The organism is Halomarina halobia, from assembly GCF_029338575.1.
Lineage (GTDB): Archaea > Halobacteriota > Halobacteria > Halobacteriales > Haloarculaceae > Halomarina > Halomarina halobia.
This window is the reverse complement of record NZ_CP119992.1, coordinates 1,184,527-1,210,558: the sequence shown is the minus strand read 5'-3', so window position 1 is coordinate 1,210,558 and position 26,032 is coordinate 1,184,527. Positions and strand designations below refer to the sequence as shown.

The following is a 26,032-nucleotide window of genomic DNA, read 5'->3' as shown; positions in this document are numbered from 1 at the left end:
AAACTTATGGCTTGTTATCCTCGCCACGCGCGGCGGGTTCCGAGGAGTCGGTCACGGTGCGGGAGGCGTTCGTCGCGCGGGCGTCGGTCTCGACGGCCACGCCGTCGACGTACTCCCCGTCGGGTCCCACGTACGTCCCCTCGGTCCCGCACTCGGTGACCAGCGCGCAGACCCGCGCCTCCGGCGGCCAGACGGCGCGGACGCCCTCGCCGGTGACCTCGACGGTGAGCTCCTGGCGGTAGGTGAGCGTCCCCCCCGCCCGGTCGGCGAACGTCACGGTCAGATCGACCTCGCTCGCGCCCTCGGGGACGCGGACCGCCGGTTCGCCGCCGGTCGAGTCGAGTCCGCGCCCCGCCGCGAAGGGGTGGCTCGTTGCCCGCGCGCCCCTCGGACCGACGGTCCACTCGACCGTCACCGCCTCGCCCGGGTCGTCCACCGCGTAGCGGGCGTAGCCCGACTCCGTCTCGACGCGAACCCACGCGCGTTCCATCCCCTCCGGCGCGCCGACGGTCGTCGTCGCCTCGATCCGCTCGCCGCGGAGCACCGTCAGCCGCCGGAGCTCCGGCTCGACGGGCGTCACCGCCCCCGTCCACCGCCCGCGGTAGGTGAACCGGTAGAGCGCGCGGTCCCCCGCGGCGTCGATCGTCTTCAGATCGCGGGCCGGACCGCGGTCCTGGGCGTATATCACCGGACCGTCGAACCCGGGATCGTTGCGGAGGTGCTGGAACGGGTGGGCGCTCCAGGCTCCGTACGGCGTGGGGACGAACACGAGCGCGCGGGCGAACGCCGTCCGCTCGATCGGTTCGTACGCCGTCCCGAGGTTCTCGGTCCGGAGCCGGTTCTCCGCCACCGGGTCGGCGAGCGCGCCCCGCTCCGCGGCGACGACGACGGGCGCGCCGACGAGCAGGACGACGAGCACGACCGCGCGCGCCGCGGCCGGCGAGAGCCGGGCGGTCGCCGTCCGGCGGAGCAGTCGCATGCCGCGGACCGCGCCCGCCGCGGCGAACGCCGACAGCGGGAGGAGGACGTCGAAGTGGTAGTACGGGCCCAGCAGGTCGATCAGCCCGTTGAGCAGCCCGTTGTACGTCCCCCAGAAGAGGGCGTTGCCGGCGATCACCGAGGCGAACACCCCGACGAGGACGACCCCGACCTCGCGGTCCGTCATGCCGCTCGTCGAAGCGCGGATCGGCCGCCCGCGGAGCTCCAGGGCGAACAGTCCGAGGCCGACCGCCGCGAGGACCGTCCCGACGGGACCGGCGACCGTCCACTCGACGAGCAGGCGGGAGACGGCGGCGACGGTCGTCGCGAGCGCGAGGCGGGAGGTGTAGTCGACCCCGTGGCCGAGGAGCGCGCGCTCGCCGAAGCCAAGCCCGTCGCGGGGGCCGAACGCCGCGTAGGGGAACAGGAGCGGATCGCCCGTCACGAGGGCATTGTACCCGAGCGTGATCCCGACGAACGCGAGGCCGGGGACGGCGACGGCCGCGTACCGACGGAGCGCGGACGGGAACTCACCGGTTCGCCGCGCCCGCCACAGCACGGCGAGGGCGTGGGCGACGAACGGGAGCGCGAACAGCAGCGCGGTGTAGGGCCGCGAGAGGAACGCGACGCCGATCGCCGCCCCCGCCACGAGCGCGTAGCCGAGCCACCCCGTCCGGGCGGCCCGGACGTAACAGACGGCGAACGCCAAGTTGAACAGCGTCGTCGGCGCGTACGCGAGGAACACCGAGGAGGTCACGAGAAAGAGCGGCGCCCCCGCGAGCGCGACGACGGCGACGAGGCCCGTCCGGCGATCGAACGCCGCCGCCGTCAGCGCGTACGTCAGTGCGGCGTTTCCGGCGGCGACGGCGGCGAGGGCGACGCGGTAGTCGCCGGCGCCAGCCTTCCCGAGCGCGAAGACGGCCGGCGCGACGGGGGCGTACTTCGAGTACATCCGGATCGCCCCGCCCGGTCCCCGGTCCACGACGAAGAACCAGGGTCGGACCGCGCCCGCGAGGTCGCCGGGGTAGAGGAACACCTGCCCGTCGAGCAGCATCGCGGCCTGCAGGAGGTAGACGCCCTCGTCGTCGTTGACGCTGTGGTACGCGAAGAGGTCGACCGCGAGGTACCAGACGACGGCACCGGTGGCGAGCGCGAGCGCCGCGGCGAGGAGCCGTTCCGGGGGGCCGAGGCGGCGCGCGACGGCCCGAACCGCCTCCTCCGCTCGGCGGTCGGCGCGCCGCATGCGTCAGTCGCCCGCCGTCCCGGCGACGTCGGCCCCCTGCGGGAACCACGACAGCTCGTGGTCCGCTTCGAGCACCACCGCCACCCGCTCGTCCGGGTCGATCCGCTCGTCGTGGTTGTGCATGCAGCCGACGCGCTCGCCCGTGTCGAGTTCGACCTCGTACAGCACCGTCGGACCGAGGTACCGGCGGGAGACGACCCGCCCGTTCGCGTTCGACGCGGTCCGGTCCGCCCGCACGTCGTCGGGGCGGACGAGGATCTCGATCCTCGACCCCTCGTACTCCGAGGCGAGGCCGTGGACGCGGTCGCGGGCGACGGGGCCGATGCCGGTCTCGACCGCCTCCGCGCCGACGCGCCCGGAGAGGAAGCTCGCGTGCCCGAGAAAGCCCGCGACGAACCGCGATTCGGGGTGCTGGAACACCCGGTCCGGGCGGCCGATCTGCTCGATCCGCCCGCCGTTGACGACGGCGACCCGATCGCTGATCGACATCGCCTCCTCCTGGTCGTGCGTGACCGAGACGGCCGTCACCCCGGCGCGCTTGATGATCCGCCGGACCTCCTCGCGCATCCGGACGCGGAGGTCCACGTCGAGGTTCGAGAACGGCTCGTCGAGCAGGAGGATCTCCGGCTCGGGGGCGATCGACCGGGCGAGCGCGACGCGCTGCTGCTGGCCGCCGGAGAGTTCGCTCGGGTAGCTGTCGCCCTGCGACTGCAGGTTCACGAGGTCGAGCAGTTCGTCCACCCGCCGCTCGCGGTCGGCGCGGTCCCACCCCTTCAGCCCGAAGGCGACGTTCTCCCGTGCCGTCAGGTGGGGGAAGAGGGCGAACTCCTGGAAGACGACGCCGATGCCGCGATCCTCGGGCGGGACGAACGAGCCCGCCCCCGAGACGATCGCGCCGTTCAGCCGTATCTCGCCGCCGTCCGGGCGTTCGAGCCCCGCGATCAGCCGGAGCGTCGTCGTCTTGCCGCACCCGGAGGGCCCGAGCAGCGTCAGGATCTCGCCCTCGCGCACCGACAGCGAGAGGTCGCGGATGACGGTCTCCCGCCCGAAGCGCTTCGACACGCCGGCGAGTTCGAGCACCGCCTCGCCCGCCGCGTCGGTCGTCTCGTCCGTCCGGTTCACGGTTCGTGTCGTAGTCGTACTATCTGACATCGTATCCCTCCTGCGAGATGATGAGCAGCATCGACAGCGCGGAGACCCCGAGCAGGATGAGCGCCGGGATGACGGCGTAGCCGAAGTACCCCTGGCCGTACGCCGACCAGATGCGCGTCACGAGCGTGTCGAACCCCGTGGGCGCGAGCAACAGCGTCGCCGGCAGCTCCTTCATGGTCGTCAGGAACACGAGCGCCCATCCCCCGAGCAGTCCGGGCGCGACGAGCGGGAGCGTCACCGCCCGGAACGCGCCGGCGGACGTCCGGCCGAGCGTCCGCGCCGCCTCCGGCAGCGCGGGATCGACCCGGAGGAACGACGCGCGCAGCGACCCGACCGCCTGCGGCAGGAAGCGGACCACGTAGGCGAACACCAGGAGGTACAGCGTCTGGTAGATCGGCGTCGCGTAGGAGGTGCCGAGGTAGACGAGCGCGAGGCCGAGGACGACGCCCGGGACCGCGTAGCCGACGTACGTGGCCCGCTCGAACGACTCCGTCAGCCGCGAGCGGTGTCGCGCCGCCAGGTAGGCGACGGGGAGCGCCGCCGCCGTCGCGGCGACCGCCGTAGCCCCCGAGACGCCGACCGAGTTGAACACGTACTCCATCCTGAAGTCCAGCGCGGCCCCGCCGCTCGCCCCGTTGACGAACCACGCGCCGAGGATGAGAAGCGGCACGACGAGCGCCAGCGCGGGGACGGCGGCGCAGAACAGCACCGCGGGGGCGGTCCACCGCCCGAGCGGGACCGTGTCGCCGTGGCGACCGCCGACCGCGTACAGCGGCCCCGTTCCCCGGACGCGCGATTCGAGCGCGAGGATCACCAGCGTGACCGCCACCAGCAGCAGCGACAGGAGCGCGGCGAGGTCGCGGCCGAAGGTGGTGAACTCGACGTAGATGACGCGCGTGAACGCGTCGAAGCGCATGATCGCGGGGGTACCGAAGTCGGAGAGGGTGTACAGCGCGACGAGCAGGCTCCCCGCGGCGACCGCCGGGCGGATCTGCGGGACGGTCACGCGCCTGAACGCCTCCCACCGCGAGTGATCGAGCGTCCGCGCGGCGTCGACGAGGCGCGTGTCGAGCGACGCGAGCGCGGCGCGCGTCGTGATGTAGACGTACGGGTAGGTGTAGAGGGTGAGCACGAGCGTCGCGCCGGCGAAGCCGTAGATGCGGGGGAGCGACTCGACGCCGAGCGGCGCGAGCACCCGCTGGAACGCCCCCTTCGGGCCGAACGCCGAGACGAAGGCGAACGCCCCGATGTAGCTCGGGACGACGAGCGGCAGCGAGACGGCGACCGTGAGCGAGCGGCGGAGCGGCAGGTCGGTGCGGACCGTCAGGTACGCGAGCGGGACGCCGAGGAGGATCGACGCCCCGGTCACCGCGGCGACGAGCGCGGCGCTGTTGACGAACACCCGGAGCGTCTCGGGGCGCGCGAGCAGCGCGACGGCCTCCCCCGGACCGCCCGCGAGCGCCGTCCTGACGAGCCAGAGCAGCGGGAGCAACACGGCGGCGGCCACGACCCCGCTCGCGACGGTCGGCGCGATGGGGAGCCGGTCGCTCGCGCGGGCGGCCCCCTCGTCGCCCGCGGACGCGCCCCGTTCGCCGGTCGCCCCCCGCTCGTCGGCCGTCGGCCCCCCCGCGGTCATCGTTCGATCGGTCTCACAGCACGCCGACGTCGCGCATGAGTTCGATCGTCCCCTGGAAGTCGGACAGCTGGGTGAGATCCAGCCCCTCGGGCGGGTTCAGTTCGTCGATGGTCGGGAGCCGACCGATCGGCTCGACGCCGGGGACGAGGGGGTACTCGAAGGTCTCCCGCGCGAAGTAGTCCTGGGCCTCGGCCGAGAGGAGGTGGCGGACGAAGTTCGCCGCCAGCTCCGCGTCGGCGGCGGTCTTCAGCACGGACGCGCCCGCGACGTTGAACATCGCGCCCGCGTCGCCCTTCGTGAACGCGGTGGCGATGGGGGCCTCGCCGCCGCGGCCGGCGAGCACCCGCTGGATGTAGTAGTGGTTCGCGAACCCGACGCCGATCTCCCCGTCGGCGATCGCCTCCGCGACGCGGAACTCGTCGCTGTACTCCCGGACCCCGAGGTCCATGACGCCCCGGAGCCACTGCCTCGTCGCCTTCTCCCCCTCGAGTACGCGCATCGCGGTGACGAACGACTGGAAGGAACTGTAGGTCGGGGCCCACCCGATCCCGTCGGCGAACGCCTTCTTCTCGGGGAACGCCATGACGTCGGTCGGGACGTCGGACTTCTCGAACTTATTCGTGTTGTACGGCACGGTCCGCGCGCGCCCGGAGGTGCCGATCCACTGCCCGTCCGGGTCGCGGAACTCCTCGCGGACGAGCTCCCGGACGCCCTCCGGAAGCTCGCTCGTGAACCCGTCCTTCTTCAGCTCGCCGAGCGAACTGGCGTCGACCGTGAAGAACACCTCGGCGGGGCTGTTCTCTCCCTCGGTCTCGATCTGGTTCACGAGCTCCGCCGCCGAGTTGTACCGCACCTTGACGGCGAGGTCGGGATAGAGGTCCTCGATGAACGAGATCAGCTCGCCGACGAGCACCTCCCCGCGGGCGGAGTAGACGGTGAGCTCGCCGCTCATCTCGGGCATGTCGGCCATCGACGTCCCGCCGCCGATCTCCCGGTCGCCGAAGGGCGACCGGCCGGAGCCGATCTGCCCGACCGCCTCCGAGCCGTTCCCCCCGCTCTCGTTCGACCCCCTGAACAGCCCCGTGCACCCCGCGAGCCCGGCGACGCCCGCGGCCGCACCCGTCGCGAGGAGCCGTCGACGAGTGATCGCGCGCCCCGGTGAATCCTCCGTCGTCATACGTGGTTTAGGTGAACCTAAACGGCATATACCTACCGGTTCGAACGGGATGCACGCGTCGGCGTCCCGCTCATAGGGAGTATCGTAGCCAGTCGAGACTCGTTGTGTCTCCGACTGGCTACGGTGTTCGATTCTCTCCGGGAGAATCGATAAACGCCCACGATACTCCCTATCAGTCGTCCGCGGTCACTGTCGCAGTGCGGGTCGCGGCGAGGCGGTCGAGGCACTCGAGCCAGTCGCGCATGTGCTCGCCGACGTAGTTGAGGAACGCGCCGTTTTCGTACGCGGACCAGTCGCCGTCGGCGAGGGCGTCGGCCATCGCAGCGAACGCCCCGGCGTACGAGTCGGCCGACGGTTCGACGCCGTCGACGATCTCCCAGAGGTGTTCGTTCAGTTCGAGCCCCGGCACCTCGTTGTTCAGGTCGTCGAACGTCGATCGCGGGGCCTTGTTGTGTTCACAGAGCGGGTAGCCGGTCACGATGTCGGCGTCGAGGAGGTCCGTCGCGCGCTTGAGGAACACGCCGCTCCAGATGTCGTCGAACCGGCCGACGTTCCACTCGTTGTCGTCCATCGGAAGCTGGTAGAAGGCCGGGACGATCTCCCGCTCGAACGCGAGGTTCATCGAGCAGACGGTGAGGTACTGCCCGCGCTCGGCGACGAAGTTGCCGGCGAAGTCCTCGGTCGCGGTCCGCGTCCGCGCCTGCCCCCGCAGGTCGCCGTCCATCAGGATGCGGACGGCGTCGAGGTCGGGCACGTTCGTCCACAGCCCCTGCGAGGCGACCACGTTCGTCACGCGCTCGGTCCCCGTCACGACCGTCTCGCCCATCGCGGAGTAGGGGTACCCCCGTGGGTAGAGGCCGTGGTCGTCGGCGTTCTGGTAGAGCACGTTCACCCACCGCTCGTCGGAGCGGACCGACTCGATCGGCCCCTCGTACGCGAGGTTCGCGAAGTGCGTACCGAAGAAGTCGAAGTCGGGGTGGGGCAGCGTGTCGTCGTCGATGAAGAACCCGTAGTCGAAGCGCTCGTCCGCCCACAGGTACATGAGCCCGAAACTCGTCTCGGCGTGGCTCGCCGCCGGGATCAGGCGGGCGTACTCCTTGACGCCGTGACGGGCGTACCACTCCTCGCGGCGCGTCCCGTCGAACACCTCCCCGGAGACGTCCTCCTCGCGGAGCAGCGCGCGCATCTCGTCGGTCGCGCAGAAGTCCTCGGTGACGAGCAGCACGTGCAGTCGATCGAGATCGAAGCCGTACCGGCGCGCGTTCTCGAAGTACGCCCGTAGACACTCGAACTCGCGGATCGTCGGGACGATTACGCACGTGTCTGGAGCCATCGGTTACTCCCGAGGTTTTTAGGATAGCCTAAAAACGTGTCGTTCCGTCGCGGCGGGGCAGCCGCGTCACTCCAGTTCCCGGGCGATGACGTCCCGCAATTCAGCGATCTCGCCCGCGCCGTAGGTGAGCGTCTCGCCGCCGGCGCGGAGCGTCAGCGTTCCCGTCGAATTCGCCTCGCCGAGTTCCGTCACCGGGGCGACGCCGTCGAAGCGCTCGCGAACCGCCCAGGGGTCGGTCGTCTCCACGACCGCGCGCCCGGGCGTCTCGTCGAACAGCGCCGGGGCGTCCTCGACGGTCGCGGTCGCGCCGGCGTCCCCCGTCACCATCTCCGCGAGCGTCGCGGCGAGGCCGCCGTGGTTCGCGTCGTGGACCGCGAGCGTCGCGGGGTGGTCCGCCACGTCGGCGAGCGCGTCGAGCGCGTCCGCGGGGGCCTCGGGCAGCGCGGGGAACCGGTCGCTCCCGCCGAACCGCGCGAGGTACTCCGACCCGCCGAGGCGCACCTCGGCGCGGGCGAGCGGCCCGTCGCCGACGACGAGGAGGGTCCCCTCCCCGGCGAGCGACGCGGGCGGCGCGTCGTACCCCGCCTTCGTCCCCACCATCGCCAGCGTCGGCGTGGGCGGGATCGGCCCCGAGGCGGAGTCGTTGTACAGCGAGACGTTCCCGCCGACGACCGGGACCGAGAGATCACGACACATCTCCGCGAGCCCGTGCACGATCGCGCGGAAGCCGCCGTACACCTTCGGCTTCTCCGGGTTGCCGCCGTTCAGGCAGTCGACGGCGGCGAGCGGTCGCGCGCCCTTCGCCGCGAGGTTCGTCGCGTTCTCCAGCGCGACCGCGCGCGCTCCCTCGTAGGGATCGGCGCTCGTCCAGTTCGGGTCCGCACCCGCCGAGATCGCGAGGCCGGTCTCGCGGGCCGAAGGCCCGCTCGACTCTCCCGCGGAGCGTGGCTCCGCGCCCACTTCGCGAACGGCCAGCACCGCCGCGTCGTCGCCCGGCCGGACGACCGTCCGCGCGCCCACCTCGTGGTCGTACTGGCGGTAGACCCAGCGCTTGCTCGCCGTGTTGGGGCTCCCGACGACCGCCTCGAACGCCTCCCTCGACGGGACGTCGGGCAGGTCGCGCTCGGGGGACGCGGGCGCGACGGCGTCGAGGTCGTTCATCGGCGCGCCGTCGGCCAGGTACTCGGCCGGCACGTCCACCACCGTTTCGCGGTCTCCCCCCTCGTCGGCGAACGTACAGACGTAGTTGCCCTCGGTCACCTCGCCGATGACCGAGCAGCCGAGGTCGAACCGCCCCGCGAGTTCGCGGACGCGCTCGACGTCGTCCGGGCGCACCTCGTAACACATGCGCTCTTGGGACTCGGCGAGGAGGATCTCGAGCGGGCGCATGTTCGGCTCGCGCTGGTGGACCCGATCGAGGTCGATGCGCGCCCCGAGACCGCCCTTCGCGACCATCTCGCTCGACGCGCCGCCGAGGCCCGCCGCGCCGAGGTCGCGGGCGGCGACGACCAGTTCCTCGTCCAGCAGCGCCTCGTTGCACTCGATGAGCAACTTCTCCGCGTAGGGGTCGCCCACCTGCACCGCCGGGCGGTCCTCCGTCTCCGCGTCCTCGCTCAGGTCCTCGCTGGCGAAGGAGGCCCCGCCGAGGCCGTCGCGGCCGGTCGCGTTGCCGACGAGTACGAGCGCGTTCCCGGGCGTCCGCGCCCGGGCGGTGACGAGGCGGTCGGCGCGCAGCAGGCCGACGCAGGCGACGTTCACCAGCGGGTTCCCCTCGTAGTCGGGGTGGAAGGCGACGCTCCCGCCGACGGTGGGCACGCCGATGGAGTTGCCGTAGTCGGCGATCCCCTCCACGACGCCCTCGAAGAGGTACCGCGAGTGCTCGCGGTCGAACGCGCCGAAGTAGAGCGAGTCGGTGAGCGCGATCGGGTACGCCCCCATCGAGAGCGTGTCGCGGACGATCCCGCCGACGCCCGTCGCCGCGCCGTCGTAGGGATCGACGTAGGAGGGGTGGTTGTGGCTCTCGATGCCCAGGGTGACGTACCAGTCCTCCACCAGTTCGACCACGGCGGCGTCGTCGCCCGGCCCGACGACCACCTGTTCTCCCTGACTGTCGAACGCCGACAGCAGGGGGCGCGAGGAGCGGTACGCGCAGTGTTCGCTCCAGAGGTTCTCGAAGAGCGCTTCCTCCGCCGGCGTCGGGTCGCGGCCGAGTTCCTCGACGACGAGTTCGCGGTCCGAGGGGGTGAGCGGCATTCACCTGTTTGGTGATTTCGGTGGGACAAAGGGGTTTCTATGTGCACGAACGTGGTGTCCGACCACTATTATCCAATCCGTACATGTTTATAATAAATTATTCGCCAACGTTTATTTCCTGACGGTATGAACGTTTGCTGTATCATGTTTGACGAGCGCGGAGGTGCGTAGCTGAATGCGCGTTCTGGTCCGCCTCTCCGCCCGGGCGGACGCGGCGTACGACAACGCGTACCACCACAAGCTTCGGGGGCGCATCTGGCGCGCCCTCGACGGCACCGAGTACGACGCGCTGCACGACTCGAACGAGCCGCCGGGGTTCGCGTACTCGAACCCCTTTCCGCCACGTGACATGCGCGAAGGTGACGAGCGGACGCTCCTCGTCGCCTCGCCCGACGAGCAGTTGCTCGCGCACGTCGCGGCGGACCTGCTCTCCGACCGGGAGTTGAACGTCGGCGAGATGCCGTTCCGCGTCGAGGACGCGAGCGCGCTCACGCCCGACGCGGGCGAACCGGGGACCTCGGGGACCATCGAGACGGGGACCGGGCTCCTCGTGAGGATCCCGCCGTGGCGATGCGAGGAGTACGGCATCGACCACCCCGGGGGCGACACGGCCGTCTTCTGGCGACCCGAGCACACGACGGAGCCGCTGATGAACCAGTTGGAGGCGAACCTCGACCGGAAGCACCGGCTGTTCGCGCCCGACTATCTACCGGGACCGAGCGACCGGCAGGGTGAGCTGTTCGACTCCTACGAGCTACTGAAGACGTTCGCCGTGCCGGTGACCGTCACCGAGGGTGAGCGGATGACGTTCGTGCTGAGCAAGTGGAAGTTCGGGTACACCGTTCGGGACGACCACCACCGGCGGCACCTCAACCTCGCGCTCGACTGCGGGTTGGGCGAGCGGAACTCGCTGGGGTTCGGGTTCGTGAACGTCGACGAAAAGTACGACCCGTACGGCGAGCCGGCCCCAGAGGTGCACGCCGGATGAGCCTCCTGCCGGAGCCGCACGAGTTCGAGAAAGAGTACGACTACGAGGAACTCGCCGAGGAACTCCCGGACCGGCCGATCACCTCGCTCCGTGACGTTCAGTACGTCTACGGGCGGCTCTACACCCTGGCGACCGCCGGCGGCGGGGAGTTCGCGGCGTACCTCACGCCCCAGAAGTCGACCGATCTGTTCGACGAACCCGAGAGCCTGCTGTTCCTGAACGTGGATCTGACCGGTGACGAACCCCGTCTCGACCCGGACGAGCCAGTCGGCGTGAGGCAGTACGGAGCGGACCTGGTCGGGCCCGTCGCCCACTCGTGGTACAACGCCGCAAAGGGGTTCGACCACAGCATCACCCACCGCACGGGGCGGAACAAGGAACCGGAGAAGGTCGCGGAGTACCTCCACGAGCGCCTGACCGCCTGGGCTGCCGACGAGACGATCCGACAGGTGGCCGCCGACCACGAGGACGGCTGGATCGTCGAGGCACTGGCCCACTTGGGCGAGCAGGAGGGGGTCGGCGAGCGGATCGAGGAGGTGGTTTTCGGGCTCCTCGATGGGAAGACGACCGCGCTGACGACGGTCAGAGTCAAACTCGACGAGGACGGCGAGTACCAGTTCCCGGGAGCCTGCGGGAGCACGGTGTTCGACGAGGCCATGCGCGCCCGCAAGCGCTCGAAGCTCGTCTCGAAGGGCGAGGCGAGCGACTCGGCGGGACGGGCGACGGACCTCGTGACCGGGGTCGAGGGACGGACCGTGGGGACCGCCGAGGACCCGCTGAACTACTTCCTCGGCAAGCAACTGGAGAAGTTCCCCGGGTTCGACCCCGATCAAGCCTGGCGAACCCACCCCGTCTCGGAGGACGTGGCGGTGACGCTGATGAACGCGTCCACGTTCGTCGACGCCTGCGACTACTACACGATGGGGGCGAACGTCTACTACCTGCCGTACTTCTTCGGCCGCCTTACCCCCGAGGACGCGCGGGAGCTGTACGGTGTCCTGTACGACCTCGTCAACTCCGAGGAGGGGATGAGCCCGCTGGAGAGCGCGTACCGACAGTACCAGGACAAGCCGGCCCTCCAGGCGGCCGGCGAGCGGTTCCGGTTCTACGTCGCGGCCGTGATGGAACACCAGACCAAGCGCTTCGACGTGTTCGGGGACAGCCTGGACGCGTCGCTGCTCTCCCCGGTGGGGCTGGCCCGGTCCCACCGAGACGTGCTCCGGTCGTGGTTCTACGACGCTGACGACGACGCGGAACTCCCGCATTCGCGGGTTCGCCCGGCGTTTCCCACCCCCGAGAACTGGGACGTGTTCGTGCCCGACGAGCGCTCGCTCGTGACGACGCTCGCGACGGGGTGGTACTTCGAGCAGACCTTCGGTCCGCAGGACGACGACGACGCATCGGCCGACGACTACCGCATCCGGGCGCTGGTGGCCGCCCTCAGTGGCGAGCCGCTGAGCGCGGAGGCGGTTCTCGACGAGTACGTCAACCGACTGATCAGCGACGAGGGAGAGGAGTTCCCGAGTTTCCGCGTCGCCGCACAGTTCGTACAGCTTTGCGCGCTCGCCGCCGCCGACCTGCTCGACGGTCGGGGAGCGTACGAACCGGTCGCCGAGGAGCCGACGTTCCGCTCGGCCGACCGGACGCCGACTGATACTATGACACAGGACACACCAGCCCGAACCGACGGCGGCAGTGCTGCCACGGCGCGGGAGACGAAACTCGCACAGTTCCTCGAAGACACGCCCGCGCTCTCGGAGGGGAACCCGGAACGCCGGGGCAGCTTCCTGCTCGGCGCGCTGGTCGGCCAGGTCACCGGCTACCAGCAGGTGAGCGAGGGCCGCTCGACCACGATGGTCGACCAGTACCCGATCAAGGCGATCACCGAATCGAAACTCAAACGTCTGGCAGGCGACGTGCTGGACAAGAACGTCGTCTACTCGCGGGAGCGAGGGCTCCCCTCCACGATGTACGGCGAGGTCGTCGACCGGCTGGTGACGACGCTGCCACGGATCGACATCGAGGAGGACTGGGAGCTCGACACTACAGACCTCCGGTTCTACTACTCCCTCGGCGTCGCCTACGGGATGAACAACTGGACCACCGGCGACGATGACGAGGACGACGAGCAGTCGACAGCCGAGACGCCCGCCGACCGGCCCGCGGCCACCAGCGAGGACCCCCGATGACGACCTACGCCCACACCGACGACAGCTACGACCCCGTGAGGAACCGCTCCGAGATCGTCTTCTGCTACGACGCCGTCGACGCCAATCCCAACGGCAACCCGCTCAGCGGGGCGAACCGACCGCGCATCGACCCCGAGACGCAGGAGGCGGTCGTGACCGACGTGCGCCTGAAGCGCTATCTCCGCGACCAGCTCGACGACGACGGCCACGGCGTCTACGTCCGGAACGTGAAGAACGAGGAGGGAATGCAGTCCTCCCGGGAGCAGCTTCTCGCGGACCGACTGCGGGATCTCGAGCCCGACGACTGGAACCTCGACGACCTCGACGAGGGGGCGGAGGCCGAACTCCGGGAGTTCGTCTTCGGGGACTTCCTCGACCACAGCGCCGACGTGCGCTACTTCGGAGCGACCATGAGCGTCGACATGAAGGGGAGCTACGAGGGGTTCGAGGACTACCTGCCGGACCACTTCACCGGCCCGGTCCAGTTCTCGCCGGGCAAGAGCCTGCACCCCGTGACCGAGAACGAGGAGTACAACAGCCTGACCAGCGTCATCGCCACCGGCGAGGGGAAAGAGCAGGGCGGCTTCGATCTCGACGACCACCGCATCCAGTACGGGTTCATCGGCTTCCACGGCCTCGTCGACGAGCACGGCGCCGCCGACACGAAGCTCTCGGCCTCGGACGTCGAGCGCCTCGATACCCTAACGTGGCGGGCGATCAAGAACCAGACGATCAGCCGGAGCAAGGTCGGCCAGGAGCCCCGCCTGTATCTCCGGGTCGAGTACGCCGACGAGAGCTTCCACCTCGGCGGGCTCACCCGGGATCTGGCGATGGACGAGGGCGCCTCCGAGCCGGCGGACGAACTCCGGACCGTCCGTGACTTCACGCTGGACGCGACTGCCCTGGTCGAGCGGCTCGAACGCCACGCCGATCGGGTCTCCCGCGTTCGCGTGGTCGCCAGCGACGTCCTCGACGTGACGGTCGACGACGAGACGCACTCGGCTGGCGACGACCTCGATTCACACGGCTTCTACGACGCCCTCCGGGAGGCGGTCGGCGACGAAGCCGTCGAGGTCGTGGACGTATACGGGGAGGCCCGAGAGACGATGTCCGCCGACCCCGAGTGATGAGTCGGTCGTCGACGGACGTTCCGGAGGACGGCGAAGCCGCGATCCCCGAGGAGCGGGGGGAAAGCGACACCCTTCCGGAGACGTGTCTCTCGTTCGAGCTTCACGGCCCCTGGGCGCACTTCCGCCGGGTCGAGGGCAACATCGTCAAACAAACCTACCGGGTCATCCCCCGGACGACGGTGGCCGGCATCGTCGCCGCCATCGTCGGTCTCGACCGGGACAGTTACTACGACGCGTTCGGCCCGTCGGTGTCGGCGATGGCAGTCGAGCCGGTCGCCCCCCTGCGGACGATCAATCTTCCGCAGAACACGCTATCGACTGCCAAGGAACACATGACCACGATGCCGAGTCGGGGCCACGCCCGCATCTCGCTGCCGGACCCGACCGAGCCCCGTCAGCAACACAACTACGAGGTGCTGGTCGACCCGGCGTATCGCATCGACCTCCGGCTGACCGACGGGGAACTGCGTCGTCGCCTCCGCGAGCACCTGGAGACGGGAACCGCCCACTACCCGACGAGTCTCGGCCTCTCGGAGCACCTGGCCGAGGTCGAGTACCTCGGGGAGTTCGAGGTGACGCCGCGGGAGCGAGAGACGACGGCCGTCGACTCGGTGGTCATGGAGGCCGTCGACGATGTCGAGCTGGAACCGGGTACGGAGGTCCGGGTCGAACGGTCGCCCGCGTTCATGGAGGCCGACGGTGACGGACGGACCACGACCGGCTTTCGGAGCCTGGCGTACGCAGCGGACGCGAGTTCGCTCCGCGTCCAGGGCGTCGAAACCGCCGAAGTCGACGGGAGACACGTGATGTTCGCGTGAATCGCGGTGGACGCTGATGGTCGATTTCACGCGTCGCCCGTCACACGTCACTCGGGCCGGGGAGCGCGTGCCGCTGGACCGTCACCTGGGGGACGTCGCCGAACGGGTCGGCTGGCTCGTTCCGGCGGACGCGGAGACGCCGAACGGCGACTCGCTCTGCGAGTTGGCCGTCACAGTCGCCGAGATTCACGACTTCGGGAAACTCACGTCGTGGTTCCACGACCACCTGACCGACGGAGCCGAGGCGGTGTCGGAGGGGCCGACGCACCACGCCCCGCTGGGTGCGCTGGTCGCCCACCGGGTCCTCGTCGAGAAGGGGTTCGAGGGGACCGATCCGCTCCTGGGGTTTCTGGCGGTCGCGCGGCACCACGGTCGGCTTCCCGACGCGACATCCTACGTGTACCGGGCCTGTGTCGACAGCGGTGACCGGCTCCCTCGGCTCTACCGTGAGGACCCTCCCGACCAGATCGACGACATCGACGGTAGCGTCCCCAATCTCGCCGTCGAACTCCTCGACCGAACGGGAGCTTCGGACACGATGTGGGAGACGGTCCGCTCGGAGATTCCGGACGTTCGCCGGACACGGGAGTACCGAAGCGTCGCCGAGCCGGTCTGCACGGGCAGCAGACGGCTTCGGGAGGCTCCCGGGAAACTGCCCGAGGGCTTCTACGCCGCGCTCGTACAGGTCTGGAGTGCCCTCGTCTTGGCTGACAAGACGAGCACGAAGCACCTCGTGTCTGGCGTCCCCGTCGATCGCGAAGCGTACTCGGTTACCCAACCGAGGCGAGTTGCCGTCGACGCCTACGTTCGGAACCTCCAGGCCGAGAACGCGTCGGACGACCTCACAGAGGAGACGGTCGCGATGAACGAGCGGCGCGAGGAGGCGAGACAGTCGATCCGCCGACGAGCCGAGGCGTTCGAGGCGTCCGATCGCGATGTCGCCACTCTGACTCTTCCGACCGGCATGGGAAAGACGCTCTCGGGCCTCGACGCCGCGCTGACGGTGCTCGATGGGGAATCGAACGGCCGCCTCATTTACGCGCTCCCATATACGTCGATCGTCGACCAGCTCGCGGAAGTCAGCCGGACGGTCTTCGACGCTGCCGAGGGCGACGACCTGCTCACGGTCGACCATCACCTCGCGGAGACACTCGTTAAACTGGCCACCGACAGCGAGACCGTTCCGGACGACGCCGTCGAGGATCTCGCAACCCTCCTGGGGGAAAGCTGGCGCTCCGGGATGGTCGTCACCACGTTCGTCCAGCTCTTCGAGAGCCTGGCTGGTCCGACGAACGCCCGGGCGATGAAACTCCCCGCGCTGTACGACAGCGTGGTCGTGCTGGACGAGCCACAGGCGCTCCCACTGAAGTGGTGGCCGCTGGTGAACCGGCTGATGGAGGTGCTGACACAGCAGTACGGCGCGTCTGTCATCGCGATGACCGCGACACAGCCCCGGCTCCTCTCCGATGACGGGCGGGAGCCGTTCGAACTGGTCGAGGACAGCGGACGGTACTTCGACGCGCTGGACCGTCTGGAGTTCGACTTGCATCCCACCGTCGAGTCGTATCTCGGCGGGGCGGAGGAGCCGGAGACGCTCGGGTACGCCGAGGCGGCCGATACTCTGGCCGGTCGCCTGAAGGAGGGAACCTCGGTCCTGTCGATCTGCAACACCATCGACAGCGCGAGGGAACTGGCGGAGGCCGTCGAGACGGCTGTCGATCCGGTCGTCGTGAACGAGGTCTACCAGTCGAGGCTCGGCGAGCTCTCGTACGATCCCGATACACCGGTAATACGGCAGACAGGCTGGAGTAGGACCCTAGATCCGCGTGAGACGGTCGAGGAGGTCCTGTCGGCGACGCCCGATAACGGAGCCGCCCTCCTGCATCTCACGACCCGCCATCGGCCGTGCGACCGTGCCCACCTCATCGAGGTCGCGACGGAACTCCTCGACCGGGACGTGCCGCTCGCGTTCGTCTCCACCCAGCTCGTCGAGGCCGGCGTGGATGTGAGTTTCGAGGAGGTGTTCCGCGACTACGCGCCGATGGACAGTATCGTCCAGGCGGCCGGGCGATGCAACCGCTCGTTCGACCGTGACCGGGGGCGCGTGACGGTCTGGTTCCTCGACCCGCCTGAGAACCGGACGGTTCCGCCGGCGAGCTCCATCTACGGTCTCCATGGGGAGAGCCTGACGAAGGTGACCGCCCGGGCGCTCTCGTCGGTCTACGACGGGACGCCGATCCCCGAGCGGACGGTGACCACTGACGCGGTCGAACGGTACTTCGAGGAGCTGGACGCTCGCGGCGTTGGGTCAGAAGGGCTCGCCGAACACGTCGACGTGGCTGAAGCAGAGAAACTCGGCAGGCTGTCGCTGATCGAGGAGAGGTCGGCGGTCGACGTGGTCGTCGCTCGGACCGACGGCGAGGAACGGCTCTTCGAGGAGATCCGGAAGGCTCGGACGGAACACCGGTGGGACGATGTCGACGACCTAGTCGACGCGACCAGGGAGCTCCAGGTGTCGGTTCCGGTGTATCGCGACGATCGAGACGCCAATGAGAAGATCCGGGGACTGCATCCGCTTGTCCCCGGAGGTGAGCGCCGGTGGCTGGACGGTCGGCCGGGACACGACGGCGGATACTTCGACGCAATGGAGGGGTTCGTCGTTCCCGACACGACCGCGGAGGCTCGCCTACTATGACCGAACGGGGAGCGTCATCGACGGACGATCCGGTAGACAGGCTATTGGCCACGGCTCGTGGCGACGCCGTGGAGGACCCGTTTCGCGTCACGGGCGTGATGATGCAGTATTATCACGTCTGCGAGCGGGAGCTCTGGCTGGCCAGCCGGAACCTGGAGATCGATCGCGAGAACGTCAACGTCGTCCGGGGGACCCGGGTCGACGAGTCGGCCTACGCCGACCGGGGGAAACGGAATCTCAGGTTCGGGATGATCTCGCTTGACCTGCTCGACGACGGGCGCGTCATCGAGATCAAACCCTCCTCCTCGCTGGAGGAGCCTGCGAGGATGCAACTGTCGTACTACCTCTGGTATCTCGACCGGGTCGCGGGCGTCGAGCGCGAGGGCGTGCTCGCACATCCGACCGAACGGCAGCGCGAGTCGGTTGAGCTCTCGTCTGAGCGAGTCGAGAAGGTCGAACGAGCGATCCGAGGGATCCACCAGGTCGTGACCGCCGACTCCCCGCCGTCGGCCGAGGAGAAGCCGTACTGTGAGTCGTGCGCCTACCACGACCTCTGCTGGTGTTGAGGGCGAACGAGGCAGACCATGAACAGGAACTACCACGTTTTCTCGGACGGTCGCATCGAACGGAGCGAGGACACCATCCGCCTGGTTACCGAGGACGGCGAAAAGAAACACATCCCGGTCGAGCACGCGGAGGCGGTGTTCCTCCACGGCCAGATCGACTACAACACCCGGCTGATCTCGTTTCTCAACGATCACGGGATCGCTGTTCACGTCTTCGGCTGGAACGACCGCTATGCCGGTTCGCTCATGCCCGAGCGGGGCCAGACGAGCGGTCGGACCTTGGTCGAACAGGTCCGAGCCTACGACGACCCGAAGCGCAGGCTGGCCATCGCCTCGGCCTTCGTCGAGGGAAGCATCCACAACATGCGGACGAACGTCGCCTACTACGACGGTCGGGGACACGATCTGAGTGGTGTCCTGGCGGACCTCGATTCCGCAGCGGACAACGTCGGTGCGGCCGACGACGTGTCGGAACTGATGGGCGTCGAGGCGACCGGTAGGCGAGCGTACTACCGGATCTTCGACGTCGTCCTTCCCGACTCCTTCTCGTTCGAACAGCGGGAGTACAACCCCCCGCCGAACCCGGTGAACTGTCTCATCTCGTTCGGGAACAGCCTCGTCTATATGAACTGTGTCTCGGCCATTCGGGCGACCGCGCTCGACCCGGCGGTGAGCTATCTCCACGAGCCCGGCGAGCGGCGGTTCTCGCTCTCGCTCGACATCGCGGACCTGTTCAAACCGGTGCTCGCCGATCGGGTGCTCTTCCGCCTCGTCAATCGGGGACAGATCACGCTCGACGACTTCGAGTCGGAACTCGGTTCGTGTCTGCTGACCGAGCGGGGTCGGACGGCGTACGTCAAGGCGTTCGAGGAGACGCTCGAACGCACCGTCGAGCATCCGCGACTCGACCGGAAGGTGAGCTATCAGTACCTCCTGCGACTCGAGGCGTACAAGCTGAAGAAGCACCTGCTGACCGGCGAGGCGTACGAGCCATTCGAGCGGTGGTGGTGATGTACGTCGTTCTCGTCTACGACATGCGGGCCGAACGCACCGGACGGATGCTGCGACTCTGCCGGCGCTACCTTACCCACGTGCAGAACTCGGTGCTCGAGGGGGAGATCTCGAAGGGGGACCTCGAACGCCTGCGCGGCGAGATCGAGGACACGCTCGAACCGGGCGAGTCGACGATCATCTACGAACTCTCATCCGACACGCTCCTCGATCGGACGGTCTACGGCGAGGACCCGACCGAAGACAGTCGGTTTCTCTGAACGGACCTGCTTCCGTCGACCCCCCAGGGGTCGAGAGGGGATTGGGGGTCGACGGAAACGGTTATGCGTCAGTGGTCGTGAGAAGGCTTGTGTGCCTCAAATGGGGCATGGTTTCAGACGAACCCTTGTGGGGTTGAAGCAGAGTTATGTCGGATGCGGGTGTAGTCGGGGGTATGTTTCAGACGAACCCTTGTGGGGTTGAAGCTCAGGACGTTACGGGGGTAACTGTACAATGAGCGCGTTTCAGACGAACCCTTGTGGGGTTGAAGCCTGTATTCGAAGTCGATGAGGATCGATAAAATGAGTTTCAGACGAACCCTTGTGGGGTTGAAGCAGCGGCTTGAGCCCCTGGTCGGACTCGTCGAGGAGTTTCAGACGAACCCTTGTGGGGTTGAAGCAAGACGGCACTCTCGCGGGCGATAGACCAGGTGCTGGTTTCAGACGAACCCTTGTGGGGTTGAAGCTCGAAAAATGTCAAGCAGGCGCGCGCGAAACTCGCGTGTTTCAGACGAACCCTTGTGGGGTTGAAGCCGCGGAGATGGACGGCACAGAGTCGGATTAACAGTTTCAGACGAACCCTTGTGGGGTTGAAGCGACTTCGAGCAGGAGACGAGGACGAACTCAGTCATGTTTCAGACGAACCCTTGTGGGGTTGAAGCGAGCCCGAGGGCGTTCTCGGTGCTCATCTCTGTCCGTTTCAGACGAACCCTTGTGGGGTTGAAGCGCGAACTGCAACGGCGTATCGTAGGTCCACTCGTGTTTCAGACGAACCCTTGTGGGGTTGAAGCGGGAGCGTCGGGGGCGTTCGGGAGCGACATGCTCGACGTTTCAGACGAATCCTTGTGGGGTTGAAGCGGTATCACATCGAAGTACAGCGCGAGGACAACACCGTGTTTCAGACGAACCCTTGTGGGGTTGAAGCCGTCACGCGTCCGCGTCCTCGAACGCTCCGAGCACGACCTTGCTCAGCGCCGGGTGGACGTGGATCGCGTTCGTGACGTCCGAGACCGTGCCCGAGCCGCTCGTGATCGCGACGATCACCTCGTGGATCAGCGTCGACGCCTCGGGACCGACGATGTGACAGCCCAGGACGGTCCCGTCGTCGGGGTCGGCGAGCACCTTCACGAAGCCGTCCTCCTCCTTCAGCGCCCGGCCCATCACCGTATCGCCGTACGCCCGTCGGCCGACGACGTACGCCCGGTCCCGCTCCTCGAGTTCCCGTTCGGTCAGCCCGGTGGCGGCGATCTGCGGCGAGGTGAAGATCGCGTGCGCCATGCCCGTGTAGTCCACCGGGGTCTGCTCGCCGCGGAGGGCGTTCTCGACGACGTACTTCGCTTCGTGGTCTGCGGCGTGCTTGAACTGGTAGTTACCCGCGATGTCGCCCTGCGCCCAGACGTTCGGCGCGCTCGTCTCCAGGTACTCGTTCGTCTCGACGAACCCCCGCTCGTCCGTCTCTATCCCGGCCGCTTCGACGTCGAGCAGGTCGGTGTTCGGCCGGCGGCCCGCGGCGACGAGCAGGTCGTCGCCGTCGACCTCGATTTCCTCGCCCCCGTCGTTCCGCTCGGCGTAGACGATGATCCCGGCGCCGGTTCGCTCGACCGCCGTCGCGGTGTAGCCGGTGTGGACGGTGTGCCGTCGCCGCGCGAGGTCGGTGAAGGCGTCGGCGACCTCGCGGTCCTCGCGCCCGACGAGCACGTCGTCCCGACCGACGATCGTCACGTCCGTGCCGAGCGCCTCGTAGAAGTGACCGAGCTCCGCGGCGATGTAACCGCCGCCGATGACCACGAGGCGCTCGGGTTGCGTTTCGAGCCGCAACGCCTCCCTGTTCGTGAGGTAGTCCACCTCGTCGATCCCCTCGATCGGCGGGACGATCGGCCGCGCGCCGGCGGCCACGACCACCTTCTCGCCGGTCACCTCCCGGCCGCCGATCTCCAGCGTTCGGTCGTCCACGAAGCGCGCCTGCTCCCGAAACAGCGTCAGGCGTTCGCGCTCGCGGTCGGTGCGTTCCATGCGATCCGACTTCCCGTCGACCGACGCGGTCACCTCCCGAACGATCGCCTCGTAGTCGACCCCCTCGATCCGCACGTCGACCCCGAACTCGCCGGCGCGCCGGATCGACTCGACGAGATCCGCCCGCTGAATGAGCGTCTTCGAGGGATTACAACCGCGATTCACGCAGGTACCGCCGATCGGCCCGCGCTCTATCAGCGCGGTTTCGAGGCCGGCGTCCGCCGCCGCGTTCGCCACCTCGTTTCCGGTCCCACCGCCGATCACGAGTACGTCGAAGTCAGCCATCGCCGGTCACCACGTCGCGCCGATACGGCGGGCCGGCACATCCCGTTTTTCCGCGTTGGTCGAGACGATCGGCGCGGGCGAACTGTTGCGACGCGGGTCGCCCGCCCGCGCCCGGCGGACCGCATTCCTTTTTTCCTCGCGCTCCGAACGCTCCCCCGTGCTGTCGGTCGAGCTCCACACCCACTCCGAACTCTCGTATGATGGCCGCGACCCCATCGAGCTCATCCTCCAGCAGGCCGAAGCCGTCGGTCTGGACGCCATCGCCATCACCGACCACGACGAGATCGACGCCAGCCTGGAGATGGCCGAGGTCGCCCCGGAGTACGGTCTCGTCGGCATCCCCGGAATGGAGATCACGAGCGAGGTCGGGCACGTCCTCGGCCTCGGCCTCCGCGAGCGGGTACCCGCGGGCCTCTCGTTCGGGGAGACGCTCGACCGCATCCGCGAGCAGAGCGGCATCGCGATCATCCCCCACCCGTTCCAGAAGTCGCGCCACGGCGTCGCGCCGCACATCACCCGCGACGAACTGGCCGGCGCGGACGCCATCGAGGTGTACAACTCCCGGCTCCTCACCGGGCGCTCCAACCGTCAGGCCGAGCGCTTCGCCGAGCGACGCGACCTCCCGATGACGGCGGGGAGCGACGCGCACATCGCCGAGATGGTCGGCCAGGCGGTCACCTACGTGGCGACGGAGGACCGCAGCGTCGACGGGATCCTCGACGCGGTCGCCGCGGGCGAGACGACCGTCGTCGGCAAACGGACGCCCTGGCGCATCAGCTTCCGGCAGGCGGGCGGCGCGATGAAACGCCGGGCCGTCCTCGCGATGACGTCCCTGTTCTAGCGGTCATCGCCCGTCTCCGTCGCCCCGGCAGCCCCCGTCGTCCCGCCGACCGCGGCCGCCTCGACCGCCTCGATGGCCCGCCGGCCGATCTCCGCGACGTCCGGCTCCAGGCGGGCGTTCTCCCGTAACTCCGTCCGCGTGAACCACTTCCACCGGGCCGGCGCGGCCTCGTCGTCGCCGTCCGGCCGAACGTCCCGCGAGTCGACCCTTCCGTAGTAGACGAAGTCCACGTGCTGGTGGCCCACCTCCCCCGTCGGGTAGACGTCGATGTCCTCGAGCAGGAACTGCTGGGGCTGGGGGATGGATCGCACCGTCTCGGAGGTCACGTCCCCGACCGGCGCGAGGAGGTCCACGTCGAGGCCGGTCTCCTCGCGGACCTCGCGGATCGCGGCCTCGTGGGGGAGTTCGTCCCGATCCACGTGTCCGCCGGGCGGGAGCCACATCCCCAGCCGCTCGTGGTCGTGCAGCGCCGTCGCGCCCTCGTTGACGATGTACACCGTGGCGACGAAGTGACGGGTCGTCTCCATGTTGAGCGGTCCGACCGCCCGGCGCTTGGCGTTTCTGATACGCGTCGTTACGCGCGTTGCGCGTCGCTTGCGGGGGTGAGAGGCGGGAAACGAGGGTGACGTCGGCCCCGAACCGCGGCCGACCGCCGTCCGAGATCAGTAGGAGGGGGTGTTCCCCTCGGCCTCGAGGAGTTCGTGGTACCGGTTGCGGATGGTGACCTCGGAGATGTTGGCGACCTCCGAGACCTGGCTCTGGGTGACCTTCTCGTTCGAGAGCAGCGCCGCCGCGTAGATCGCCGCCGCCGCGAGCCCCACCGGGGACTTCCCGGAGTGGATGCCCTGCTCCTTCGCGTTGCGCAGCAGTTCGCGGGCGCGGCGTTCGACCTCGTCGGAGAGGTCGAGGTCGCTGGCGAAGCGCGGGACGTAGCTCTCCGGGTCCGCCGGCTTGATCTCCAGGTTCAACTGGCGGACGACGTAGCGGTAAGTGCGCGCGATCTCGTCCTTGTCGACGCGGGAGACGGCGGTGATCTCGTCGAGGCTGCGGGGGGTGCCGGCCTGGCGCGCCGCCGCGTAGAGCGCGGCGGTGGCGACGCCCTCGATCGAGCGGCCGGGCAGCAGGTCCTCGTTGAGCGCGCGGCGGTAGATGACGCTGGCGGTCTCGCGCACGTTCTCGGGGAGGCCGAGCGCGCTGGCCATGCGGTCGATCTCGCCGAGCGCCTGTTTCAGGTTGCGCTCCTTGGAGTCGCGGGTGCGAAAGCGCTCGTTCCACGTGCGCAACCGCTGCATCTTCGCGCGCTGTCTGGACGAGAGGGAGTTGCCGTAGGCGTCCCTGTCCTGCCAGCCGATGTTGGTCGACAGCCCCTTGTCGTGCATCATGTTCGTCGTCGGTGCGCCGACGCGGGATTTTCGGTCGCGCTCGGCGGAGTCGAAGGCGCGCCACTCGGGGCCGCGATCGATGCTGTCCTCCTCGACGACGAGGCCGCACTCGGCGCACACCGTCTCGCCGTGCTCCGTGTCCGTCTCCAACCGACCGCCGCACTCGGGACAGACGAGTTCGTCCTCGTCCACCTCTCGCTCCCCGCTCTCTCGCTCACGCTCGCTCGCCTCCCGCCGGATAGTGGTATCTGTCATCGTGTGGGCTCGGATGGGCCGGTCGACCCAGAATCGTCTGTCTGTACTATATTGTTGTGAATCGGGCAACTTAAACCTGTTGAACGTGAGGGTGCCTCTCACGCTTCGAGGCCGTCGAATCCGGGCTTTCGAAACCCTTAGTGTCCGTCCGCGGCAGGTGCCCGTATGAGCGACGCATCCGTCGACCCGGAGGAGGTCCGCCACGTCGCGGACCTCGCACGGGTCGCGCTGGACGACGAGGAGGTGGCGCGCTTCGCCGAGCAGTTCGCGGAGATCCTCGCGTACTTCGACACCCTCGACGAGGTTCCCGAGGTGGACCGCGAGCGCGAACTGGTCAACGTCATGCGCCCGGACGACCCCCGCGACTGTCTCACCCAGGAGGAGGCGCTGGCGAACGCCCCCGAGACGGAGGACGGCTACTTCAAGGGCCCACGGGTGTCGTAAATGGGCGATCTGAACGCCTTCATCACGGAGGAGACGATCGAGGGCGCCGGCGAGGGGCCCCTCGCCGGCCGGACCGTCGCGGTCAAGGACAACATCTCGACCGCCGGCGTCCGGACGACCTGCGGGTCGGCGATGCTCGAGGGGTACGTCCCGCCCTACGACGCGACGGTCGTAGAGCGCCTGAAGGCCGCCGGCGCGACCGTCGTCGGGAAGGCCAACATGGACGAGTTCGGGATGGGAGGGACGACCGAGACGTCGGCGTTCGGGCCGACGCGGAACCCGGCCGACGCGTCGCGGGTCGCCGGCGGGTCCTCTGGCGGGTCCGCCGCCGCCGTCGCCGCGGGCGAGGCCGACCTCGCGCTCGGGACCGACACCGGCGGGTCGATCCGCAACCCCGCCGCCTTCTGCGGCGTCGTCGGCATCAAGCCGACCTACGGGCTGGTCTCGCGCTACGGCCTCGTCGCGTACGCCAACTCGCTCGAACAGATCGGCCCGATCGCGCCGACGGTCGAGGAGGCGGCGGAGCTACTCGACGTGATCGCCGGCCCCGACGAGCGCGACTCGACGACGCGCGACGCGAGCGAGGCCCGCGACGGCCCGGACGGGCGGGCGGACGCCGGCGGGGCGGACGCGGGTTACGCGAGCGCCGCCGACGGCGACGTCGACGGGACGACCGTGGGCGTCCTCACGGACCTCCTCGAGGGCGCGGACGAGCGGGTCGTCGACGCGTTCGACGACGCCGTCGCGAACCTCGAAGCGCAGGGCGCGACGGTGCGGGAGGTCGAACTCGAGTCCGTCGAGCACGCGGTGCAGGCGTACTACGTCATCGCGATGTCGGAGGCGTCCTCGAACCTGGCGCGCTTCGACGGCGTCAGGTACGGCGTCTCGGGCGGGTACGAGGGGAACTGGAACGACGCCTTCGCCCGGTCGCGCGAGGCGGGCTTCGGCGAGGAGGTGAAGCGCCGCGTCCTCCTCGGCACCTACGCCCTCTCGGCGGGCTATCACGACAAGTACTACGCCAAGGCCCAGGACGCCCGCGCGTGGATCAAGCGGGACTTCGACGCCGCCTTCGAGGAGGCGGACGTGCTCGCCTCGCCGACGATGCCGGTGCTGCCCCCGAAGCTCGGCGAGAGCCTCGCCGACCCGCTCAAGCTGTACCTCATCGACGCCAACACCGTCCCCGTCAACCTCGCCGACCTGCCCGCCGTCTCCGCCCCCGCGGGCGAGGCCGACGGCCTCCCCGTCGGCGTCCAGTTCGTCGGCCCCGCCTTCGGCGAGCGCGAGATCGTCCGCGTCGCGAGCGCGCTGGCGTGAGCGTCGGCCCCCCGACGTTCCGCCCGCCGCCTCGCCGCTCCGCCGTCGCTCCGTCCGCCGTCCCCGTCGCCG

The 26,032-nt window shown here is 69.1% G+C and carries 20 protein-coding genes and 1 CRISPR repeat array; of the genes, 11 read left to right on the top strand and 9 right to left on the bottom strand.

The window, feature by feature from the left end; genetic code table 11:
* Positions 1 to 4: 4 nt before the first annotated feature.
* From P1K31_RS06375 to purL, 6 genes are all read right to left on the bottom strand, one after another.
* Complete coding sequence (locus P1K31_RS06375; protein WP_276305449.1) at positions 5 to 2,221, bottom strand: DUF7846 domain-containing protein; 2,217 nt, start codon at positions 2,219 to 2,221, stop codon at positions 5 to 7.
* Between the two features lie 3 nt (positions 2,222 to 2,224).
* The gene (locus P1K31_RS06370) at positions 2,225 to 3,373 is read right to left on the bottom strand and encodes an ABC transporter ATP-binding protein (RefSeq protein WP_276305448.1); all 1,149 of its coding nucleotides are present in this window, start codon (positions 3,371 to 3,373) and stop codon (positions 2,225 to 2,227) included.
* Complete coding sequence (locus P1K31_RS06365) at positions 3,363 to 5,009, bottom strand: ABC transporter permease (protein ID WP_276305447.1); 1,647 nt, start codon at positions 5,007 to 5,009, stop codon at positions 3,363 to 3,365. The genes P1K31_RS06370 and P1K31_RS06365 overlap by 11 nt, the downstream gene beginning before the upstream one ends.
* 13 nt (positions 5,010 to 5,022) lie before the next feature.
* The gene (locus P1K31_RS06360) at positions 5,023 to 6,186 is read right to left on the bottom strand and encodes an iron ABC transporter substrate-binding protein (RefSeq protein ID WP_276305446.1); all 1,164 of its coding nucleotides are present in this window, start codon (positions 6,184 to 6,186) and stop codon (positions 5,023 to 5,025) included.
* 172 nt (positions 6,187 to 6,358) lie between these two features.
* The gene (locus P1K31_RS06355) at positions 6,359 to 7,519 is read right to left on the bottom strand and encodes an alpha-1 4-glucan-protein synthase (RefSeq protein WP_276305445.1); all 1,161 of its coding nucleotides are present in this window, start codon (positions 7,517 to 7,519) and stop codon (positions 6,359 to 6,361) included.
* A gap of 66 nt (positions 7,520 to 7,585) precedes the next feature.
* A complete protein-coding gene (gene purL / locus P1K31_RS06350) occupies positions 7,586 to 9,772 on the bottom strand; it encodes a phosphoribosylformylglycinamidine synthase subunit PurL (protein WP_276305444.1) in 2,187 nt (728 codons plus the stop codon).
* 175 nt (positions 9,773 to 9,947) lie between these two features.
* Between purL and cas6 the strand changes: the two genes are divergently transcribed.
* From cas6 to cas2, 8 genes are read left to right on the top strand one after another with little or no spacing between them, the layout of a single operon-like run.
* On the top strand, positions 9,948 to 10,760 hold the full coding sequence (cas6, locus tag P1K31_RS06345; RefSeq protein WP_276305443.1) for a CRISPR-associated endoribonuclease Cas6: 813 nt from the start codon (positions 9,948 to 9,950) through the stop codon (positions 10,758 to 10,760).
* Positions 10,757 to 12,949 carry a type I-B CRISPR-associated protein Cas8b/Csh1 gene (gene cas8b, locus P1K31_RS06340; RefSeq protein WP_276305442.1) on the top strand — a complete coding sequence of 731 codons (2,193 nt, stop codon included), beginning with the start codon at positions 10,757 to 10,759 and terminating at the stop codon, positions 12,947 to 12,949. Before cas6 ends, cas8b begins: the two co-directional genes overlap by 4 nt.
* Positions 12,946 to 14,076, top strand: a complete 1,131-nt coding sequence (gene cas7b, locus P1K31_RS06335; protein ID WP_276305441.1) for a type I-B CRISPR-associated protein Cas7/Csh2 — start codon at positions 12,946 to 12,948, stop codon at positions 14,074 to 14,076. The genes cas8b and cas7b overlap by 4 nt, the downstream gene beginning before the upstream one ends.
* Positions 14,076 to 14,897, top strand: a complete 822-nt coding sequence (gene cas5b, locus P1K31_RS06330) for a type I-B CRISPR-associated protein Cas5b (protein ID WP_276305440.1) — start codon at positions 14,076 to 14,078, stop codon at positions 14,895 to 14,897. The genes cas7b and cas5b overlap by 1 nt, the downstream gene beginning before the upstream one ends.
* Positions 14,898 to 14,913: 16 nt before the next feature.
* Positions 14,914 to 17,592 carry a CRISPR-associated endonuclease Cas3'' gene (locus P1K31_RS06325; RefSeq protein ID WP_276305439.1) on the top strand — a complete coding sequence of 893 codons (2,679 nt, stop codon included), beginning with the start codon at positions 14,914 to 14,916 and terminating at the stop codon, positions 17,590 to 17,592.
* Positions 17,589 to 18,158, top strand: a complete 570-nt coding sequence (cas4, locus tag P1K31_RS06320) for a CRISPR-associated protein Cas4 (RefSeq protein WP_276305438.1) — start codon at positions 17,589 to 17,591, stop codon at positions 18,156 to 18,158. The genes P1K31_RS06325 and cas4 overlap by 4 nt, the downstream gene beginning before the upstream one ends.
* A gap of 18 nt (positions 18,159 to 18,176) precedes the next feature.
* The gene (gene cas1b / locus P1K31_RS06315) at positions 18,177 to 19,169 is read left to right on the top strand and encodes a type I-B CRISPR-associated endonuclease Cas1b (RefSeq protein WP_276305437.1); all 993 of its coding nucleotides are present in this window, start codon (positions 18,177 to 18,179) and stop codon (positions 19,167 to 19,169) included.
* Positions 19,169 to 19,429 carry a CRISPR-associated endonuclease Cas2 gene (cas2, locus tag P1K31_RS06310; RefSeq protein WP_276305436.1) on the top strand — a complete coding sequence of 87 codons (261 nt, stop codon included), beginning with the start codon at positions 19,169 to 19,171 and terminating at the stop codon, positions 19,427 to 19,429. The genes cas1b and cas2 overlap by 1 nt, the downstream gene beginning before the upstream one ends.
* 110 nt (positions 19,430 to 19,539) lie before the next feature.
* Positions 19,540 to 20,351: direct repeats of the CRISPR family, unit length 30 nt; unit sequence GTTTCAGACGAACCCTTGTGGGGTTGAAGC.
* A gap of 2 nt (positions 20,352 to 20,353) precedes the next feature.
* Here the strand turns inward: cas2 and P1K31_RS06305 are convergent.
* Positions 20,354 to 21,724 (bottom strand): dihydrolipoyl dehydrogenase family protein, encoded by a 1,371-nt coding sequence (locus tag P1K31_RS06305; protein WP_276305435.1) that lies wholly within the window; start codon positions 21,722 to 21,724, stop codon positions 20,354 to 20,356.
* A gap of 157 nt (positions 21,725 to 21,881) precedes the next feature.
* On the opposite strand from P1K31_RS06305, the gene P1K31_RS06300 reads away from it, so the two are divergent.
* Positions 21,882 to 22,565, top strand: a complete 684-nt coding sequence (locus tag P1K31_RS06300) for a PHP domain-containing protein (protein WP_276305434.1) — start codon at positions 21,882 to 21,884, stop codon at positions 22,563 to 22,565.
* Here P1K31_RS06300 and P1K31_RS06295 read toward each other — a convergent pair.
* Both P1K31_RS06295 and P1K31_RS06290 read right to left on the bottom strand, forming a co-directional pair.
* Positions 22,562 to 23,092: an NUDIX hydrolase gene (locus P1K31_RS06295; protein WP_276305433.1), complete on the bottom strand. Its 531-nt coding sequence runs from the start codon at positions 23,090 to 23,092 to the stop codon at positions 22,562 to 22,564. The genes P1K31_RS06300 and P1K31_RS06295 overlap by 4 nt on opposite strands.
* Before the next feature lie 135 nt (positions 23,093 to 23,227).
* Positions 23,228 to 24,202 carry a transcription initiation factor IIB gene (locus P1K31_RS06290; RefSeq protein ID WP_276305432.1) on the bottom strand — a complete coding sequence of 325 codons (975 nt, stop codon included), beginning with the start codon at positions 24,200 to 24,202 and terminating at the stop codon, positions 23,228 to 23,230.
* Between the two features lie 165 nt (positions 24,203 to 24,367).
* Here P1K31_RS06290 and gatC point away from each other — a divergent pair, with 165 nt between their 5' ends.
* Positions 24,368 to 24,646, top strand: a complete 279-nt coding sequence (gatC, locus tag P1K31_RS06285) for an Asp-tRNA(Asn)/Glu-tRNA(Gln) amidotransferase subunit GatC (protein ID WP_276305431.1) — start codon at positions 24,368 to 24,370, stop codon at positions 24,644 to 24,646.
* Positions 24,647 to 25,960, top strand: a complete 1,314-nt coding sequence (gene gatA, locus P1K31_RS06280) for an Asp-tRNA(Asn)/Glu-tRNA(Gln) amidotransferase subunit GatA (protein WP_276305430.1) — start codon at positions 24,647 to 24,649, stop codon at positions 25,958 to 25,960. It abuts the gene before it with no gap.
* Positions 25,961 to 26,032: the final 72 nt, after the last annotated feature.